Below are 18001 nucleotides of genomic sequence, written 5' to 3' on the forward strand. Positions count from 1 at the left end.
TTGTAAAGTTGAGAAATCTCAAATATTGATGTTGAGATAACCTTCAGGATAAATCACTCTGCTCCAAAGAGTCTAATAAAAAAGCCCCAAAATTTTCATAAGCATCTTCATACCACCCCGTAGAGCCGGGCTCTACTATTACTACCGGGCATTCGCCGTCCGAAATTTTTGAAGTATCTAAAACATAATATCCGCCATCGCCTGTATCTGAAACCGGAATAAACTTATATTCCACGCCATCTTTCCTCAGTTCTTTAGTAAGCCATACTACACTGGGTATGCCCCTGCCTTCAACATTATCATCAGAAACTATCCCATATATTTCAACTCCGTAAATATCGCCACAGCCATACTTTTCTAAAAAGCGTGAATAAGAATCTGGAAATGTAACCCCGAGTAATGAAGATGCTGTATTGATAGTTTCACGATTTATTTTTCCGGTGAAAAAGGCTTCTTCAATATTATTCTCTATAATTTCAAAAGCTTTATCAATTTTCATAGCTGCAACAATTTAGTTTAATGCAAGTTATGAAATTTATTAATCAAAAATAAAGCACTGTCATAAAAATGACAGCTCCTTAGATATATTATAAAAATGTTATTGTTTGATAATTTTAAAAGTATTTTCCCTGCCGTTTCCGTTAACCTTGAAGATATATACCTCATGTGCAAATGAAGTGATATTTTATGAGGGCCTCGGCTGCGTTTACCTTCTGCTCCAACAATAGCTGCCCGGTAACAGCATAAACGTTTGTCTACAGATTTTCTACAATTTAGTATTTGGCTGTTATGGTTTAATATTTATAAACTGTTTTAAAACAAGGGTATATCTATATGATTTTTTTGGTTGTTAAAGGTATAGTTGTGCCGCAGTACGATAAGTATTGGCATGGGCCTCAATAATAGTTTTAATGTCGGGGCTGTAGCCCCCGCCCATACTGCATTGTACGGGTATGCCTTTACTATGGCACAGGCTCAGTACAAACCGGTCTCGGGCTTTGCAGCCCTCAACAGAGCAGTTGATTTTGCCCAGTTTATCAGTAGCCAGTATATCTACCCCGCTGAGGTAAAAAACAAAGTCGGGTTTTTCGGTTTCAATAAGTTTGGGCAGGGTTTCTTCTAAAATGGAGAGGTATTCCGCATCCCCGGTATTATCCGGCAGGGCAATATCAAGGTCAGAAGTTTCCTTTTTAAAAGGGTAGTTGGTTTTACCATGCATAGAAAAGGTAAATACGTTGGGGTTCCCTGTAAAAATTTCGGCAGTGCCGTTGCCCTGGTGCACATCAAGGTCAACAATTAAAATTTTTTTGGCGAGTTTTTTATCCAACAGGTATTGTGCGGCAATGGCCTGGTCGTTCAGCAGGCAAAATGCTTCGCCATGTGTGCTGTAGGCATGGTGGGTGCCTCCGGCAATATTAAAAGCAATACCGTTTTGTAATGCTCTTTGCGCCCCTAAGATTGTGCCCTGTGCAATAATCAGTTCCCGTTGTACCAATTCTGCCGAAAGCGGGAATCCGGTTTTGCGTGCGGCGCGGGCATCAAGGGTAAGATTCATGAGGCTGTCTACATATTCCTTTGTATGTATGGCGAGTACAGCCGCCATCTCCGGCAGGCCGGGCTCAAAAAAATCAGCGGGTGTTGCTGTACCCTCATATAAAAGCTGCTGCGGCAGTAATTCATATTTTACCATCGGGAAACGGTGCCCTTCAGGCAGCGGGTGTTTGTATATAGGGTGATAAGCAATGTTAAGCATTGGCTTAGCTAAAGGTTTTTAATAGGCACTATCATCTTCAAAGCGGCGTAATATATACTGTTTTGTTTCGGTGTCATAATAGCCTAAAATATAGTAATAGGTAAACGGCACTACAGTTGCCAGGCTTATGGAGCTTTTATTATTAAGATAGTCATTAATGTGGTCTACCGCCAGCAATTGGGGTTCAAAAGGCAGGTAGTTAAAATTTTCATCAAAAAGCGACTCAAAATACTGTGTTTGCTGATCCTGGTCATCAAAGCCATAATCTCCGGATTCGCCGCCGGCCATAGTTACCACAGCGCCCATAAATATATTAATTCCCGGTGTAACATAACGCACCGCCCCGGCAGAGACCAATATATCATTTGGGGTATGGTATACCGAAAGGGCGGCACTGCCCATGCTTGCCCGTTTTAAAAATTTACGGGTATCTATTGTTTCAACATCATTGCTTCCGGTCTGCTCTTTTAAACCTGTTGTAGCAAAAGGTATCGAATCATTTTTTTCTGCCGTATAGGTTTTTAATAATTTTCCGGTATCAAAATTTACGGCTTTTAGTTCCAGTTTATCTTTAGTAATGGCAAGCTGGTATAAGGTGCCCATGTTGTAAAACGAAGCCGTATTGGCCACCCCATCCAGAGGCTGGTCAAAAACGTTACCGGTTACAGTATAGTTTTTCAGGTCGATACGCAATGATTGTGTGGCGTTGCGGTAATGATCCATAGTAATAAGCAACGCATCGGGCAATACATATAACTTTGTGGTAGATGAAGCCTCCGGAAGCGAATTAAATCCTGTTACACTTACTTCACTCATAGGAAAGAGTTTAAGCGCCCGCTTTATGTTTATAGATTTTCCGTTATGGTTTTTAAGCCTGATACCCGAAAAATCAAGAGTATGTTTTTCTATAGTACTTCCGGATATTACGCAAAGGTCCAGCTTATTTTTGTCTTTAGTTTTAGCCAGTACGTAGCGTACATTATTGCCATTAAAAGCACGTATAATTTTTGTGCTCTTTACAGGCAGCTCTAAGGCTTTAGTGGTAATATTACCTGTAGTAAAGTTAAATCCCTGCACCATAATCTCTCTACCCACATAGCCGCCCGGCACCCAATATGCATAAGCAGTATCTGTGCTAAAACTATACCCAGCCAGCTTTTCATACCCTTTGCCCGGGCGGGGTGCCTGCAACCTACCGGTAAAAAACAAAGCGCTGTTGTAATGTAATGCAGTTACTGTTTTGTCATCTGCGGCATATACAACCATCTGGTTATACTCTGCTTCGGGCGCTGGCATAAGGGTTGCCCTGTCTTTAGCATTTTCCAGTATAAGGGGCTGTGCCGAAACATCTGTCTGGGCATATAACCCGGCAGGGTAAATTATTATAAGAAGGTATAATATATACTGTCTCATTTTTCAACTATAAATAATTAATAAGCAAGGTCATCATAAAACTTCCTGATGATGTATTGTTTTGCCACCACATCATAATATCCCAGAATATAGTAATAATCAAATGGCGATACAGTTGGCAGTGTTATATCGTTGCGGCGGTACATAAATTTCGAAATATGATCTGCTGCCAGCCTTTCAGGACGGTAGGGTTTGTGCTTAAAATCATCAGCGCCAAAAAGCCCGTCAAAATACATGGTTTCCTGTTCACCAGCGTAAAATCCATCACCCGGTGCTATTCCGCCCATTAAAAGTCCTGCGCCTAATACTACATCGCCTGCTGGTATATAAGAGCGTACGCTGCCCGCGGTAACCAGTATATCGTCCGGTGTCCTGTAAACCGAAATTGCCGCATCGCCGTTACGTGCTTTGCGTAAAAATCTTTTAGTGTCTTTAAACTCAAGGGGCCTGCCATTTGGATTTTGCTGCAGTAACTCCGAATTTTTAAATGTTATTTCATCCTCTGCGCCGGCATGGTAGGCATTAAGTACCTGCTTTGTATTTATATCTACTGCCTGCAGGGCAACTTCTTCTTTATTGAGTGCCACCTGATATAACTTATTGCCTAGGTAGTAAGAGTTTGTGCCTGCCTCTTCTTTTAAAATTGGCTGGGCAATTACCTTTTCGGTAACGGTAAAATTATCAGGGTTAATAAAAAGCAGTTGTGTATACAGGGGGTTATGGTCTAACGCCAGTACCCAGATGTCTTTTTCTGTATACAGCTTGCTTTTAGATACGGCATCAGTAAGCGGGTTGTATATAGCGTTGTCTATTTTTGCCAGGGGATAACTATACAAAAGGTCTTCCAATGATATGGGCTTATTTTTCTCATCTTTAAAAGTAATACCCGAAAAATCTATGGTATGCGACTCATAACGGTTGTTGTTAAAAGTATAGCACTTTAACTTCTTAGATTTGTCCTCTTCGGGTTGTGTAATAACATAAAAGTTGTTATTGGCGCTAAACGAACTGAGTATCTCTTCCTTGCCAAATAACTGGTCAAAAAGGTATTCTTTTATTTCTGCATTATCAAAATTATAATGTACGGCTTCCAGTTTTTCCAGATTATTGCTGGCCCAGTATACAGTACCACTTTTATAGTCGTCAAAACTATACCCTGCCATATAAGTATATTCTTTATCAGGGCGGTTAGCCATCAGACTGTCAGTATAATAAATTACGTTATTATAATGCAGAAAGTAGAGGTTGTTTTTATCAGAAGCACATACTACTAACTGTTTAAAACGCGCATCGGGTGCCAGCAAAGCCTGGTGGTAATTGTCAGCTTTTTTAAGTTCCAGCGGATGTGATGAAAGCAAAACCTGACTAAAAATGCCTTGTGTTGCTAACAGCAATAAACATATTGAAAGTGTTTTTTGTAATGGCATATTTTATTTTTATAGTGAGTACCACAATTTTTAAGCCGTTTTTTGGTTTCTTACAAGAGTGAAAAAACTTTCCAGGCCAGTAAAACGGCAGACGATATACCCAAAACCAAACCTGCAATGCGGTAATTTCTGTTTTTATAGTGGCTGAAAAAGATATATCCGCTGAAAGCAAGCATGACAATAGAAATAATAGTTCAGCATCCGTGCATTTTGAAACTGTGCAGGATAGTGCGAAAGATATGCTTGCTGTGAATGCTCAAAAACAGGGCTTGCAGCAGTAGCAGAAAACCATAAATACATATCAGCTAATACAGTAAACAGTACAATGAGCGCTACACCAAACAGGAAAGTATTTTTTTTCATTGTGTATAAAATTATACTTAAAAGTATAGAAAAACAATCAATGAAGAATAATGCCGGTAAAAACTAACTTTTTTCCAGTTCAGATATCAACAGTAGTTCCTGTTCATCTCTGATGTTTTGCTTTAGTAATTTCCATGCTTTATTGCCAATATAAGTCAGGGCAATCCATTCTTTGTCCCCAAGAACCTCTTTATTATAAAATACTTTTTTTCCAGGATTATTGATATAATTATCCAGTCCGGAATGAAAGCTCATGAGTATGGCAATTTCTTCTTGGGTAGCAAATCCGTCTCTAATAAAATCTGAGTAGTCATCATTTAAATCAAGGTCGTCAAAATATGAGCAGATAGCCTCATCAAAACTGCTAAGTAAATTGGCAGATTTACCTAGCCATACTTTTCGCTGATAATCAATATGACTTAATTCAAACAGACCGTAGAGCCATCTTTTACGCACATTTTTTATGAGGTCATTATCCATTATAAAATAACTTTTAAATTTCTGCTCCCAGCTTACTCCTTCTGGAATAAGGAAGCTTCGTTACTTTAAAATCTGGCCGCTAAGAAATCACTTCCCCGTTATCAACAACATCCGTATCAGGGTTTACAAATACCAGTTTACCGTCCGGGCTTTGGGTCATTAAAATCATGCCCTGGCTTTCTACACCACGCAGTTTGCGCGGTGCAAGGTTTACCAGTACCGTAACGCGTTTGCCTATAATGTCTTCAGGTTTAAAGCTTTCAGCAATACCGCTTACTATGGTGCGTATATCAATACCGGTATCAACTTTTAATACAAGTAGTTTATTGGCTTTAGGCATTTTTTCGGCCTCTAAAATAGTCCCGGTGCGGATGTCCATTTTGGCAAAATCATCATATTCTATGAGTTCTTTTTGCGGGGCAACGGTTTTGTTTGCTGCTTTATTAGCTGTTTTTGTAGCTTCCAGTTTGTCTATCTGTTGCTGTATGGCTTCATCTTCAATTTTAGCGAATAAAAGTTCGGCAGCGCCTATGTGGTGTCCGGCAACTAAAAGGTCCTGCTTTACTGCAATATCATCCCAGGTAAGTTGCTGGGGGGTACGGCGCGCATCATTATAGCTCAGTGTCTCGTCAACCACGCCCATGGTAATAACAGGCTCAGGCCTTGGGTCAATCTTTAATATCTTTTTAAGCTTTTCAGCTGTAAAAGGCAAAAACGGCTCACTAAGCACGGCCAGTGCAGTAGCTATTTGCAGCGCTACATACATCTGCGTTTTTACACGCTCCGGGTCTTCCTTAATTACCTTCCAGGGCTCTTCATCGGCCAGGTATTTATTGCCCAGGCGCGCCAGGTTCATCAACTCAGTAAGGGCTTCCCTAAAGCGGTAACGGTCTATGCTGCTGGCTATAACGGCAGGGTAGGCACGCATTTCGGTAAGGGTAGCCTCGTCAACATCGGTAAACGTGTTAGGTGCCGGTATTTCGCCGTTATAATATTTATTGGTAAGCACCACTACACGGTTTATAAAATTACCAAATATGGCTACCAGTTCGTTATTATTACGGGCCTGAAAATCTTTCCAGGTAAAATCGTTATCCTTAGTTTCGGGTGCGTTAGAGGTCAACGCATAGCGTAGTACATCCTGCTGCCCGGGAAAATCCTGTAAATACTCATGCAGCCATACCGCCCAGTTTTTACTGGTAGAAAGCTTATTGCCCTCCAGGTTTAAAAATTCGTTGGCAGGTACATTATCCGGCAATATATAGCTGCCCTCAGCTTTTAGCATGGCAGGAAATATTACGCAGTGAAACACAATATTATCTTTACCAATGAAGTGTACCAGCTTTGTGTTGGCATCTTTCCAATAAGGCTCCCAGTTTTTTCCTTCCCTTTCTGCCCACTCTTTGGTTGAAGATATATAACCTATAGGTGCATCAAACCATACATACAGCACTTTGCCATCTGCACCTTCTACAGGTACGGGTATACCCCAGTCCAGGTCTCGGGTCACGGCGCGGGGTTTCAGCCCATCTTCAAGCCATGATTTTACCTGCCCGTATACATTGGGCTTCCAGTCGTTTTTATGGCCTTCCAGCACCCACTCGCGTAAAAAGGCATCATATTGATCCAGCGGTAAAAACCAGTGTTTGGTTTCTTTAAGCACCGGCGCAGTGCCGGTTATGGTAGATTTTGGATTTATCAGGTCAGTAGCATTGAGGGACGAACCGCACCTTTCGCACTGGTCGCCATACGCTTCCTCGTTGCCACATTTTGGGCAGGTACCAATTACAAAACGGTCTGCAAGAAACTGCCCCGCCTTTTCATCATATAACTGCTCAGTAACCTCTTCTATAAATTTGCCATCGTTATACAGTTTTTTAAAGAACTCCGAAGCCGTATCATGGTGAATTTTAGCCGAGGTGCGCGAATAATTGTCAAACGCAATCCCAAAATCTTCAAACGATGTTTTAATGATATGGTGGTATTTATCTATAACCTCCTGCGGGGTAATGCCCTCTTTTTTAGCTTTCATAGATATGGCTACGCCATGCTCATCGCTACCGCATACAAAGGCAACATCTTTGCCTTGTAATTTTAAGTAACGGGAGTAAATATCGGCAGGTACATACACACCGGCAAGGTGGCCAATATGTATGGGGCCGTTAGTATAAGGCAGTGCAGCGGTAATGGTATATCGTTTCGGGTTTTGCATCGTATGAAATTATTTAGCTGCAAAAGTACAAAATATTGCAGCATACGCTTTGCCGCAATTTTTAAAATATTTAGCATTTGCGCCTGTAGGGTAAGCGGAACGGTTTTTGTATATTAGTGCAAAACTTACATACATGCAGATTGAAATTAATAAGGTTGAATTACGAAACCTGAGAATTGAAGATTATAAACAACTGCGCCTTAGCATGCAGCATGCCTACAATGATATGGAAGGCTCATACTGGCGCGAAAAAGATATAGAAAGGCTGCTGGAAATTTTTCCGGAAGGCCAATTGGTGGTACTGGTAGACGGCAAAGTAGTAGGCTCTGCGCTATCCCTTATTGTTGATTATAAAAAGGCAACATCTAACCATACCTACGAAAAAATTACAGGAAATTATACCTTTAATACCCATGATTATGATGCCGAAGTACTATATGGCATTGATGTGTTTATTCACCCGGAATACAGGGGATTGCGCCTGGGACGCCGCCTATATGATGCCCGTAAAGAACTGTGTGAGCAGCTAAACCTTAAGAGTATAATTTTTGCAGGCCGTATACCTAATTATAATGATTATGCCGAAGAGCTTACCCCAAAAGAATATATTGATAAGGTAAGGCTGAAAGAAGCGTATGACCCGGTACTGTCTTTCCAGCTTAGTAACGATTTCCACGTAATACGTGTAATGCGTAATTATCTTGAAGGTGATACCGGCTCTCAGGAGTATGCGGTATTAATGGAGTGGAATAATATTTATTATGATAAAAGCCCTAAGCTCATCAATACCCGCAAATCGGTAATACGCCTGGGTCTGGTACAGTGGCAAATGCGTCCGCTGGCAAATGTTGAGGCACTTTTTGAGCAGGCAGAGTTTTTTATTGATGCAGTATCGGGATACGGAAGTGATTTTGCCCTGTTTCCTGAGCTTTTTGTAGCGCCACTTATGGCCGATTTTAACCACATGAGCGAAGCCGATGCCATAAGGGAAATTGCACGTTATGCCGATCCGATACGCAAGCGTTTTCAGGAAATGGCCATTTCTTACAATATAAATATTATTACAGGAAGTATGCCTCTGGTTGAAGATGGTATACTATATAACGTTGGCTTTTTGTGCAAACGCGATGGTACCTCTGAAATGTACCGTAAAATACACATTACCCCCAATGAAGTGCATTACTGGGGTATGAAGGGGGGGGCTGAAATAAAAACATTTGATACCGATTGTGGAAAAATTGGTATTATGGTATGCTATGACGTAGAGTTTCCGGAGCTAAGCAGGCTTTTGGCCGATGATGGAATGGAAATTTTATTTGTGCCTTTTCTTACCGATACCCAAAACGGCTACACCCGTGTAAAACACTGTGCCCAGGCACGTGCTATAGAAAACGAATGTTATGTAGCTATTGCCGGATGTGTAGGTAACCTGCCCGGAGTAAATAACATGGATATACAATATGCACAAACGGCAGTGTTTACACCGTCAGACTTTTCATTTCCTTCAAACGGGATTAAAGCGGAAACTACCCCTAATACTGAAATGACACTAATTGTGGATATAGACCTTGACCTGTTGCGCGAATTGCACGAATATGGCAGCGTACGTATATTAAAAGACCGCAGGCACGATTTATACAAAATAAAACGCCTAAAGCACTAAGAAACTATAGATAGCCTTGGTTACGGGCAATTTCTATAAGTTCATTATCATCACCCTCTACTTTTAAGAGGGTTTTTATTTTGCTCTTATGCTTTTGTATATCACTGTCAGAAAGTGGAATAAAATTACCCAGCTCAGTGTTTTTCACTCCTTTTGATATTAATATCAAAATACGTATGTCTACATCTTCAAGCACTACTCCTTTTTCGCGACGGGTAAGATAGCTCTTAATTGTTTTGCTGTAATAATACCCATTGCTAAGCACTGTAGAAAAAGCATCTGTTAGTTCATCGGTTGTGCAATCGCTTTTATTAATAAAGCCTTCCGGGTTTACCTGTTGCAGTATGTTAGCAATTATAGTGCTTTCCCTGTGCATGGTAAGCATAATAATTTTGCAGTTGGGCATTTTTTTACGTACAAGTACAGCAAGGTCTTTACCAGACTGTATGTTTTCTTCTAAGTACTTTGGTATACTATAATCTATAAGTGCAATATCAAATGGGTTGCCCGTATGCCCTGTAATTGTTTTAACACCTGTTTTACCATCAGATACTTTTTTAAAATCAATGTCAACATAATCATGTTTCATGTTTTTAAGCATAAAATAGTAACCTTCCAATACAATGGGATGGTCGTCTATAGCCAGTACATTTAATCGTTTATTCACCATGCTATTAATAATGACCTACAAATGTAATTTTTTTTAATAATTATTTAATTATAAAATAACTATTGTATTTTATAAAATTAAAAAAAACCCTTAATACCAGTAAAGGCTGCCTTTACAGCAGCCTTTACAAGTTAAAAAAAATTATTCGAAAAATAATTATATTATTTAATCAATGCAGGTTGTACCCATTTAAAAACATGCGATTCGGCAGGTATAATAATACGTTCTGATATACGGGCCATTCTTTCCGGCAATTTCATAAGATAATCACGGGCTTTTTCAGCTTCGGCTGTTAGCCCTGTTATTTTGTCTATCTGCCACTTCTCAATAAGTTTTTTCAGTATATCTACATAATCATGTGCAGTATATACGCCAATACGCTGTGCAGAATCACTAAATTGTTCAAAAGCATCACTTATTTTTTGTCCCGATTCTCTTAAAAAGTGCGCAGGCATAACAATTTTTTGCTTCATCATATATTGAAACGCCAACATCATCTCACTTGGGTCTACCTGAAAAATACGGTCAACAAACTCACTATAGGCTAAGTGGTGGCGCATTTCATCTCCGGCTACCATGCGGCACATTTTAGAAAGTTTCTGGTCACCAAATTTACGGGCCATTTGAGACACTCTGTTGTGGCTTATATACGTTGCAAGTTCCTGAAAACTGGTATATACAAAGTTTTTATACGGGTCGCGGTCTGTGCCAATATCAAAGCCATCGTTTATAAGATGGTGCGTTGTCATTTCAACTTCGCGCATGTTAACACGTCCGCTAAGGTACAGGTACTTATTAAGCAGGTCGCCGTGGCGGTTTTCTTCCCCGGTCCAGTGGCGTACCCATTTGCTCCATCCGTTACCATCACCGCCTTTGCCAGCCATCTGGTTAACCCCTTCTACTTCCATAAGCCATGATTCGTAGGTTGGCAGGGCCTCTTCGGTAATAGTATCGCCTACCAGTACCACCCAAAAGTCATAGGGAAGGTCTTTGGCGATTTCACGTAGCTCAGTTACCTGCTCCAGAAAATCTTCATCCTGGCTATCGGGCAGCAAATCGCTGGGTTGCCATATTTTTTCTACGGGTATAAGGTAGTTTTCAACAAAAGTGTCGATACTCTTTTCCAAAAACTGCATGACCTCCAGCCGTATGTTTTTTATAGACATAATTATATTTTGAGTTTAAAATTTTATTCCTTGTGTTATTTCCTGCTCTGTTTTGTTAATTACCTCATCAAAAGGAATATTTTTAGCAGCAAAAGGTTGGTGTATTGTAAAGGTAAGGTGGTTGCCAAGCCCAAGAGGAAGTTTGCCGTAACGTACCACTTTCCAGGAGTTGTTTATACTAATAGGTACAATGTACGCAGAAGGGGCGTATTTACATAGTATTTTAAGACCGTTTTCAGAAAATTTCTTTGGTGCGCCTGTCTTACTACGGGTGCCTTCGGGAAAAATTACTGCTGACCTGTTATTTTTTTCTATATATTCTGCCATGCTTTTAATAGCGGGCAGCGCTTGTTTAGGGTCTTTACGGTCTATAAGCACGCTGCCGCCATGCCTAAGATTATATGATACACTGGGGATGCCTTTACCCAATTCTTTTTTACTGATGAACTTGGGGTGAAACCTGCGCATAAACCATATAATGGGAGGGATGTCATACATGCTTTGGTGGTTAGCCACGATTATAAGCGGTACACCCTCAGGAACACTTTCCAGATTATTAAAAGCAAAAGTAGTGCCAAGAATGTGCATGCAGCGTATTAAGCCACCATTAAGATAATCTACACTTTTTTTATGGGCCTGATAACCAAACACATTAAAGCATATATACTGTATGGGGTGAAACACCAGTAGCAGTATTAAAAAGGCTAGGTAAAACAGTATAGTTAAGGGATAAGAAAGTATCTTTTCCATTTGCTTTTATAAAATTCGCGTAAAAGTAGTGCGTTTTTATGGAATAGTAAAAACATTTGCTATGCAGGCATACTATTGGTTGATAGCATTCAAATTTTCTATTTATAATTTTTAGTATTCATCGTTCAAAATAGCATAGGGAAACTAAGAGATATGATAATTTACAGTTATAATATAGCCATATTAAAAAAGGCTGCCTGAAAAATTTGGGCAGCCTGCTTTATATACTTAAAATGCTGATTAGCAATACTCGTTATAGGCTTCCCTAAGATTTTCGGCAATCAGTTCAGCAGGGCGGCCTTCAATGTGATGGCGCTCCAGCATGTGTACTAATTCACCATCTTTAAACAAAGCCATACTTGGTGATGAAGGAGGAAACGGAAACATAAGCCCACGGGCTTCATCAACCGCCTCTTTATCTACCCCGGCAAATACAGTAACAATACTGCCTGGTGTTTTATCGTTTGCAAGGCTCATAATAGCGCCCGGGCGTGCATTGCGTGCTGCGCAGCCGCAAACCGAGTTTACTACCACAAGTGTGGTGCCCTCTTTGGTTATTTCATCTTTTACCTCTCCGGCAGTATATAATTCTTTAAAACCGGCATCGGCCAATTCGGCACGCATCGGTTTTACTAATTCTTCTGGATACATAGTTATTACCTTTTAATGGTTATTAAAATATATAGGCAAAGATACACAATTTTTTACCTGCCAAAATAAATGTAAATAGTTTTGTTACAGATAAGATTTTCTCTGGGGAATGTATAAACCTATTAAAAAAATTAATAGAAAGTAAATATCAGCAATCTGTTATTACGAGCCAGACACGGCTACCAATGGCTGGTGCGAGCGTCACGCTCGTACTTGTATCTTTGAAGGCATGGGCAAGATGCTCACAAAATAGTTTTCAATTGGATAAGGAATTGAAAATTTGTTGAGCTTTATGTTTTGTGAGCTCTGTATAATTATCATATAAATTCTCAATTTCATCAATGTAGTTTGATATTTCTTGTTCATTTGTAGAAAACAACTTTTCATAATCTACTTTTCGTCCATCACTGTAAGTAATTTGTTTTATCATATTTCCTGCTCTTTGTAGTGCTAGTTCAAGTAATTGACTAGAAGCATTTATATTTTTATGAAAGAAAGAAAGAATTTGCTCATTACACATAACAATTCTTATATATGGATGTGGATGACTATTTTCTTTATAATAAATATTTTGGAATTGATTTCCTGAAAATTCAATAATAGTATTTCCTATAGAGAATAATAACAATGTCAATGTGTTAAATAACAACATTGTCTCAAATTTATAATCTGAATTCATAATTTTTTCAAGTAACAAATGTGCAGCCATTGATGCACCAAAACGGTCAGCATCAATTTCATAAATATGATTTCTAATTTCAAAACATTCTTCATTAGAATATTTTTCCTGTAAACTAAACTCAGAATTTGAGTTAAATTTCAATAAATGGAGCACATGTGCAAGTTCATGATAAAAAAGATATGTAATGCAACAGCTTTTTACTATTGCATTCAGACTATTTTGATTATTGCTTTGAAATGATAAGCTAGCAAAAATTTCTGCAGAGTCAGAACTTATAGCTTCCTGTTTATCTATAAGACCTAAATTAAAAATAATTACAGCAGAATTATTTTTAGTTTTTGCACAAGCATTGAATTTCTGGCTATATACAACCCCAAAGTTTAAATTAATATTTAGTTTTTTTGATGCATTTTCAGATAGTTGAATACATAAATTAATGATTTCCTGAGCAGATATAGAGTCCTTGAATAGACTAAACTCTGATTCTTTAACTAAATCTAATTCTTGAAATACAGATTTAATATTACTATAATGCTCATTGTAGTTCATATTTTAAGCATTTCAATGTCTAATTCCTACTCAAAAACCCGCTCCAGTAACTCCAGTGCTTTTTTAACTGTTTTTACATTTTCAAAAGTCAGCAGCAGGCGCAGGCCGTTTTTGGTTTGTTTTTCTTTCATACGGCCCAGGCTCGGGTTACGTTGTACAAACTGCAACACCCTGTGGAAGGCACCGCTCTGGTAGTAGGCGCTTTGCTGGTCGCTCACAAAATAGCCTACCATTTTGCCCTGTTTCAGTACCAGTTTTTCTATACCCATTCTGGCGGCAAGCCACTTTATGCGCATACTGGTAAGCAACGCCTGCGCCGGGGTGGGCAATGGCCCGAAACGGTCAACCAGTTTGGCCTCATACGCCTGTAGTTCTTCCTCGGTTTTCAGGGCGCCCAATTCGTTATACAGGTTCAGCCTTTCGGTAATATTATTCACATACTCATCGGGGAAGAGCAGCTCAAAATCGGTATCTATCTGTATGTCTTTAACGTAGTCTTTCTCTGTGCCGGCATCCACTTCTTCATACAAGTCCTTAAACTCGTTTTCTTTCAGCTCATCAATCGCCTCATTCATAATTTTTTGGTAGGTCTCAAAGCCAATTTCGTTGATAAAACCACTCTGCTCACCCCCTAACAGGTCGCCCGCCCCACGTATTTCAAGGTCTTTCATGGCAATGTTAAACCCGCTGCCCAAATCGCTGAACTGCTCCAGCGCCTGCAGGCGCTTACGGGCATCCTCGGTCATGGCGCTGTATGGCGGGGCTATGTAATAGCAAAATGCCTTTTTGTTGCTCCGTCCCACGCGTCCCCGCATCTGGTGCAGGTCGCTCAGCCCGAAGTTATTGGCATTATTAATAAAAATGGTATTGGCATTAGGCACATCCAGTCCGCTCTCAATAATGGTAGTAGCCACCAGCACATCAAATTCGCCATCCATAAAGGCCAGCATCAGGTCTTCCAGTTTTTTGCCATCCATCTGCCCATGGCCCACTCCAACTTTGGCGTGGGGTACCAGGCGCTGAATCATACCGGCAACTTCTTTAATGTTTTCTATGCGATTGTTAATGAAAAATACCTGCCCGCCACGCTGTATCTCATACGATACGGCATCGCGTATAATTTCCTCATTAAACCCGATAACCTGCGTTTCTATAGGATAGCGGTTGGGAGGCGGTGTAGTAATAACCGAAAGGTCGCGTGCAGCCATGAGCGAAAACTGCAGTGTACGCGGAATAGGCGTTGCAGTCAGCGTAAGCGTATCTACGTTTTCGGATATGGTTTTGAGCTTATCTTTTACATTTACGCCGAATTTTTGCTCCTCATCTACAATTAAAAGCCCCAGGTTTTTAAACTGCACATTTTTGTTGGTAAGCTGGTGCGTGCCAATAATGATGTCCAGCTTGCCTTCGGCAAGGTTTTTTAGGGTTTCCGACTTTTGTTTCGCGGTGCGAAAACGGTTCACGTAGTCAATAGTTACCGGCATGTCTTTTAAACGCTCCCTAAACGTACGGTAGTGCTGAAAGGCGAGTATAGTTGTAGGTACCAGTATGGCTACCTGTTTGCCGTTATCTACTGCCTTAAAGGCGGCACGTATGGCTACCTCTGTTTTCCCGAAGCCTACATCGCCGCACACCAGGCGGTCCATAGGGCGTTCGCTTTCCATATCTGCCTTTACATCGCGTGTGGCGGTAATCTGGTCGGGTGTGTCTTCATAAATGAAGGACGATTCCAGTTCGGCCTGTAAATAGCTATCCGGCGCGTGCTGAAAGCCTTTTTCCAGCCTGCGCTTGGCATACAGCTGTATAAGGTTAAAGGCAATGTGCTTAACGCGTGCCTTGGTTTTGTTTTTAAGGTTTTTCCAGGCGGCACTGCCCAGCTTGTATATTTTTGGCGGGGCGCCATCTTTACCGTTGTATTTAGATATTTTATGCAGCGAGTGAATGCTTACATACACGATGTCATTATCAGCATATACCAACTTTATGGCTTCCTGCATTTTACCTTCAACCTCAATTTTCTGCAGCCCGCCAAATTTACCTATACCGTGGTCTATGTGGGTAACATAATCGCCTACCGAAAGCGAGTTAAGCTCTTTAAGGGTAATAGTCTGTTTTTTGCTGTACCCGTTTTTGATACTGAATTTATGGTAGCGCTCAAATATCTGGTGGTCGGTATAGCAGGCAATCTGGTTTTCTTCATCAATAAACCCTTCGTAAATCGGGAAAACCAATGTTTTATAATTGCGGCGCACATCTTCGTGGCTGGCCTCATCAAGGCTCTCGAAAATGTCATGAAAACGGTTAGCCTGAGATTCCCCCGCGCAAAAAATATAATTTTTATAGCCGTTACTTTGGTTGTCGCTCAGGTTATTCAGCAGCAGGTCAAACTGCTTGTTGAATGAGGGCTGTGGCTGCATGTGGAACTCAAAAACCTGTTTGGTTTTAAAAACCGCCGTATTGCCCAGCTCTGCAATGGTAAAGTCAAGCGCTTTTTTTACAAAAGCCTGCTGGTTTACAAAAAGTTCTTCGGGAGAGGCATGCTTTATTTCTTTGCTGAGCTTATCAAAAGCCTCATTAGCCTTGCCGAAAAGCACATCGAGCTGTGCCAGCAGGGCATCGGTATTTTGTATTAAAAGAACCGTTTTTTCGTTAATGTATTCCAGGAAACTCTCGCGTGTTTCATTCAGGAATTTATTTTCAATATTGGGGATAATGGCAACTTTATTCTTTTTTTCAAGCGACAGCTGCGTTTCCACATCAAAAGAACGGATGGAGTCTACCTCATTGCCAAAAAACTCTATACGGTAAGGGTTATCATTGCTGAAAGAATATACATCTACAATACCCCCACGCACACTAAACTCACCCGGTTCAGTAACAAAATCTACCCTGCGGAACTGGTATTCAAACAGTACCTCATTTATAAAGTCTATGCTCACCTGTTCATTAACGGCTATTTTCAGGGTGTTTTTGTCCAGTTCCTGGCGGGTAACCACTTTTTCAAAAAGTGCCTCGGGGTAGGTAACAATAACAGCCGGTTTTTTTCGGGAATTAATGCGGTTAAGTGCCTCAGCACGCAAAAGTACGCTGGCATTATCGGTTTCCTCAATCTGGTAGGGGCGGCGGTAACTGCCGGGATAAAACAGCACATCATCTTTATTGATAAGCGCTTCAAGGTCGTTAAGGTAATAAGCGGCCTCTTCCTTGTCCTTCAATATAAAAAGAAAAGGCAGCCCACTCTCTTTAAAAAGCGGATCTATAACAAAAGATAATGCCGAACCTATAAGGCCCTTTACCTGTATTTTGTTTTCGCGCTGTTGCAATGCCTGCGCTATCTGTTTTACTTTGGCCGATTTGGCGTATATGTTGGTAACTTCTGTTTTCAATAGGTTTCAATATATCCTGCGCCGTGCCCGGGAGAGGCAGGCTTGTTTTTTATAGTACTTTTTGGTTTTGCAGCTCCCTGGTTTTGTGTAGATATGGCATCGGGGTTAGCAAGGCGCACGGTATCCAGCGCCCGCAGCATTTCTTCCTCACCCTGTTCTTTCGGTATTTCGCTAAGGCGTACCATTTCATCCATCTGCCGCTCCAGCTCGGCGGTATCATGGCTTATCTCGCCTATTAGTTTTATAACCCGCTCCTGCGGTATAACAGCTATGGTAATATAGGTGTAGAGTGATTTTACCCGGGTATTGAGTACCGTAATACGGCTGCGTACCGAAGGTTTATTAAAAAAAGGGGGGATGTCTTTATTTAGTTCTTCAGCGCTGGCAACCAAATTTTTAGCTTTTTGCCTGTAGCCTGAAAGTGAATTGTTGGGCCGTTGCTCCATTTCGCTGATAAACTGCTGCCATTGATTCCACCCCATTAGTTTATCGGCAACTTTTTGCGAAGCCGGAGGTATATTAAACTCCCAGTGTGCATTTATAGCTTTTAAAATAGAATCGTTAACCTGTTCAGCTTTCTGTACATCGGCGATACGCTGTGCTTCGTTATCTTCACAGCTCCATAAAGTTAGGCCGAAGCATATTAGTAATAATATTTTGAAATACTTCATTGTCTTTTACTGATTGCAGGACAAATTTACAAATACCCGGCCAATGTTTAGGTTAGCATTATGCAAAATAAACCATATCATTATATAGTTGCCTGTAATTAAAGATTTTTCTCAATAAAAAAGGAATTTTAGGTAATTCCATAAAAAAATATTAGTTTCATGGGG

At 40.5% G+C, this 18001-nt stretch carries 15 protein-coding genes; 1 reads left to right on the forward strand and 14 read right to left on the reverse strand.

Annotated elements, in window-relative coordinates; all coding sequences use genetic code 11:
- Positions 1-43 precede the first annotated feature (43 nt).
- The 7 genes from ABS766_RS06960 to metG all read right to left on the reverse strand — a co-directional run bounded on the left by ABS766_RS06960 (position 44) and on the right by metG (position 7648).
- A complete protein-coding gene (locus ABS766_RS06960) occupies positions 44-499 on the reverse strand; it encodes an SMI1/KNR4 family protein (RefSeq protein ID WP_408084409.1) in 456 nt (151 codons plus the stop codon).
- 351 nt (positions 500-850) lie between these two features.
- The gene (locus tag ABS766_RS06965; protein ID WP_408084410.1) at positions 851-1753 is read right to left on the reverse strand and encodes a histone deacetylase family protein; all 903 of its coding nucleotides are present in this window, start codon (positions 1751-1753) and stop codon (positions 851-853) included.
- A gap of 18 nt (positions 1754-1771) precedes the next feature.
- Positions 1772-3166 (reverse strand): hypothetical protein, encoded by a 1395-nt coding sequence (locus ABS766_RS06970; protein ID WP_408084411.1) that lies wholly within the window; start codon positions 3164-3166, stop codon positions 1772-1774.
- A gap of 17 nt (positions 3167-3183) precedes the next feature.
- The gene (locus tag ABS766_RS06975) at positions 3184-4593 is read right to left on the reverse strand and encodes a hypothetical protein (RefSeq protein ID WP_408084412.1); all 1410 of its coding nucleotides are present in this window, start codon (positions 4591-4593) and stop codon (positions 3184-3186) included.
- 135 nt (positions 4594-4728) lie between these two features.
- Positions 4729-4956, reverse strand: coding sequence for a hypothetical protein (locus ABS766_RS06980; RefSeq protein WP_408084413.1), 228 nt, complete (start codon positions 4954-4956; stop codon positions 4729-4731).
- Positions 4957-5019: 63 nt separating this feature from the next.
- A complete protein-coding gene (locus ABS766_RS06985; protein ID WP_408084414.1) occupies positions 5020-5436 on the reverse strand; it encodes a hypothetical protein in 417 nt (138 codons plus the stop codon).
- 79 nt (positions 5437-5515) lie between these two features.
- On the reverse strand, positions 5516-7648 hold the full coding sequence (gene metG / locus ABS766_RS06990; RefSeq protein ID WP_408084415.1) for a methionine--tRNA ligase: 2133 nt from the start codon (positions 7646-7648) through the stop codon (positions 5516-5518).
- A 133-nt stretch (positions 7649-7781) separates the two neighbouring features.
- Here metG and ABS766_RS06995 point away from each other — a divergent pair, with 133 nt between their 5' ends.
- Complete coding sequence (locus ABS766_RS06995; RefSeq protein ID WP_408084416.1) at positions 7782-9311, forward strand: GNAT family N-acetyltransferase; 1530 nt, start codon at positions 7782-7784, stop codon at positions 9309-9311.
- Between the two features lie 4 nt (positions 9312-9315).
- On the opposite strand, the gene ABS766_RS07000 is transcribed toward ABS766_RS06995, so the two are convergent.
- The 7 genes from ABS766_RS07000 to ABS766_RS07030 all read right to left on the reverse strand — a co-directional run bounded on the left by ABS766_RS07000 (position 9316) and on the right by ABS766_RS07030 (position 17836).
- A complete protein-coding gene (locus ABS766_RS07000; RefSeq protein WP_408084417.1) occupies positions 9316-9981 on the reverse strand; it encodes a response regulator in 666 nt (221 codons plus the stop codon).
- A 161-nt stretch (positions 9982-10142) separates the two neighbouring features.
- On the reverse strand, positions 10143-11147 hold the full coding sequence (locus ABS766_RS07005) for an acyl-ACP desaturase (protein WP_408084418.1): 1005 nt from the start codon (positions 11145-11147) through the stop codon (positions 10143-10145).
- 15 nt (positions 11148-11162) lie between these two features.
- Positions 11163-11897 carry a lysophospholipid acyltransferase family protein gene (locus ABS766_RS07010; protein ID WP_408084419.1) on the reverse strand — a complete coding sequence of 245 codons (735 nt, stop codon included), beginning with the start codon at positions 11895-11897 and terminating at the stop codon, positions 11163-11165.
- A 240-nt stretch (positions 11898-12137) separates the two neighbouring features.
- Positions 12138-12548 carry a BrxA/BrxB family bacilliredoxin gene (locus ABS766_RS07015; RefSeq protein ID WP_408084420.1) on the reverse strand — a complete coding sequence of 137 codons (411 nt, stop codon included), beginning with the start codon at positions 12546-12548 and terminating at the stop codon, positions 12138-12140.
- Between the two features lie 256 nt (positions 12549-12804).
- On the reverse strand, positions 12805-13779 hold the full coding sequence (locus ABS766_RS07020; RefSeq protein ID WP_408084421.1) for a hypothetical protein: 975 nt from the start codon (positions 13777-13779) through the stop codon (positions 12805-12807).
- Between the two features lie 26 nt (positions 13780-13805).
- Positions 13806-17165 (reverse strand): transcription-repair coupling factor, encoded by a 3360-nt coding sequence (gene mfd, locus ABS766_RS07025; RefSeq protein ID WP_408084422.1) that lies wholly within the window; start codon positions 17163-17165, stop codon positions 13806-13808.
- Positions 17162-17836, reverse strand: a complete 675-nt coding sequence (locus ABS766_RS07030) for a hypothetical protein (RefSeq protein WP_408084423.1) — start codon at positions 17834-17836, stop codon at positions 17162-17164. Before ABS766_RS07030 ends, mfd begins: the two co-directional genes overlap by 4 nt.
- Positions 17837-18001: the final 165 nt, after the last annotated feature.

Origin of the sequence: Flavobacterium rhizosphaerae (genome assembly GCF_046000445.1) — a bacterium.
GTDB lineage: Bacteria > Bacteroidota > Bacteroidia > Flavobacteriales > Flavobacteriaceae > Flavobacterium > Flavobacterium rhizosphaerae.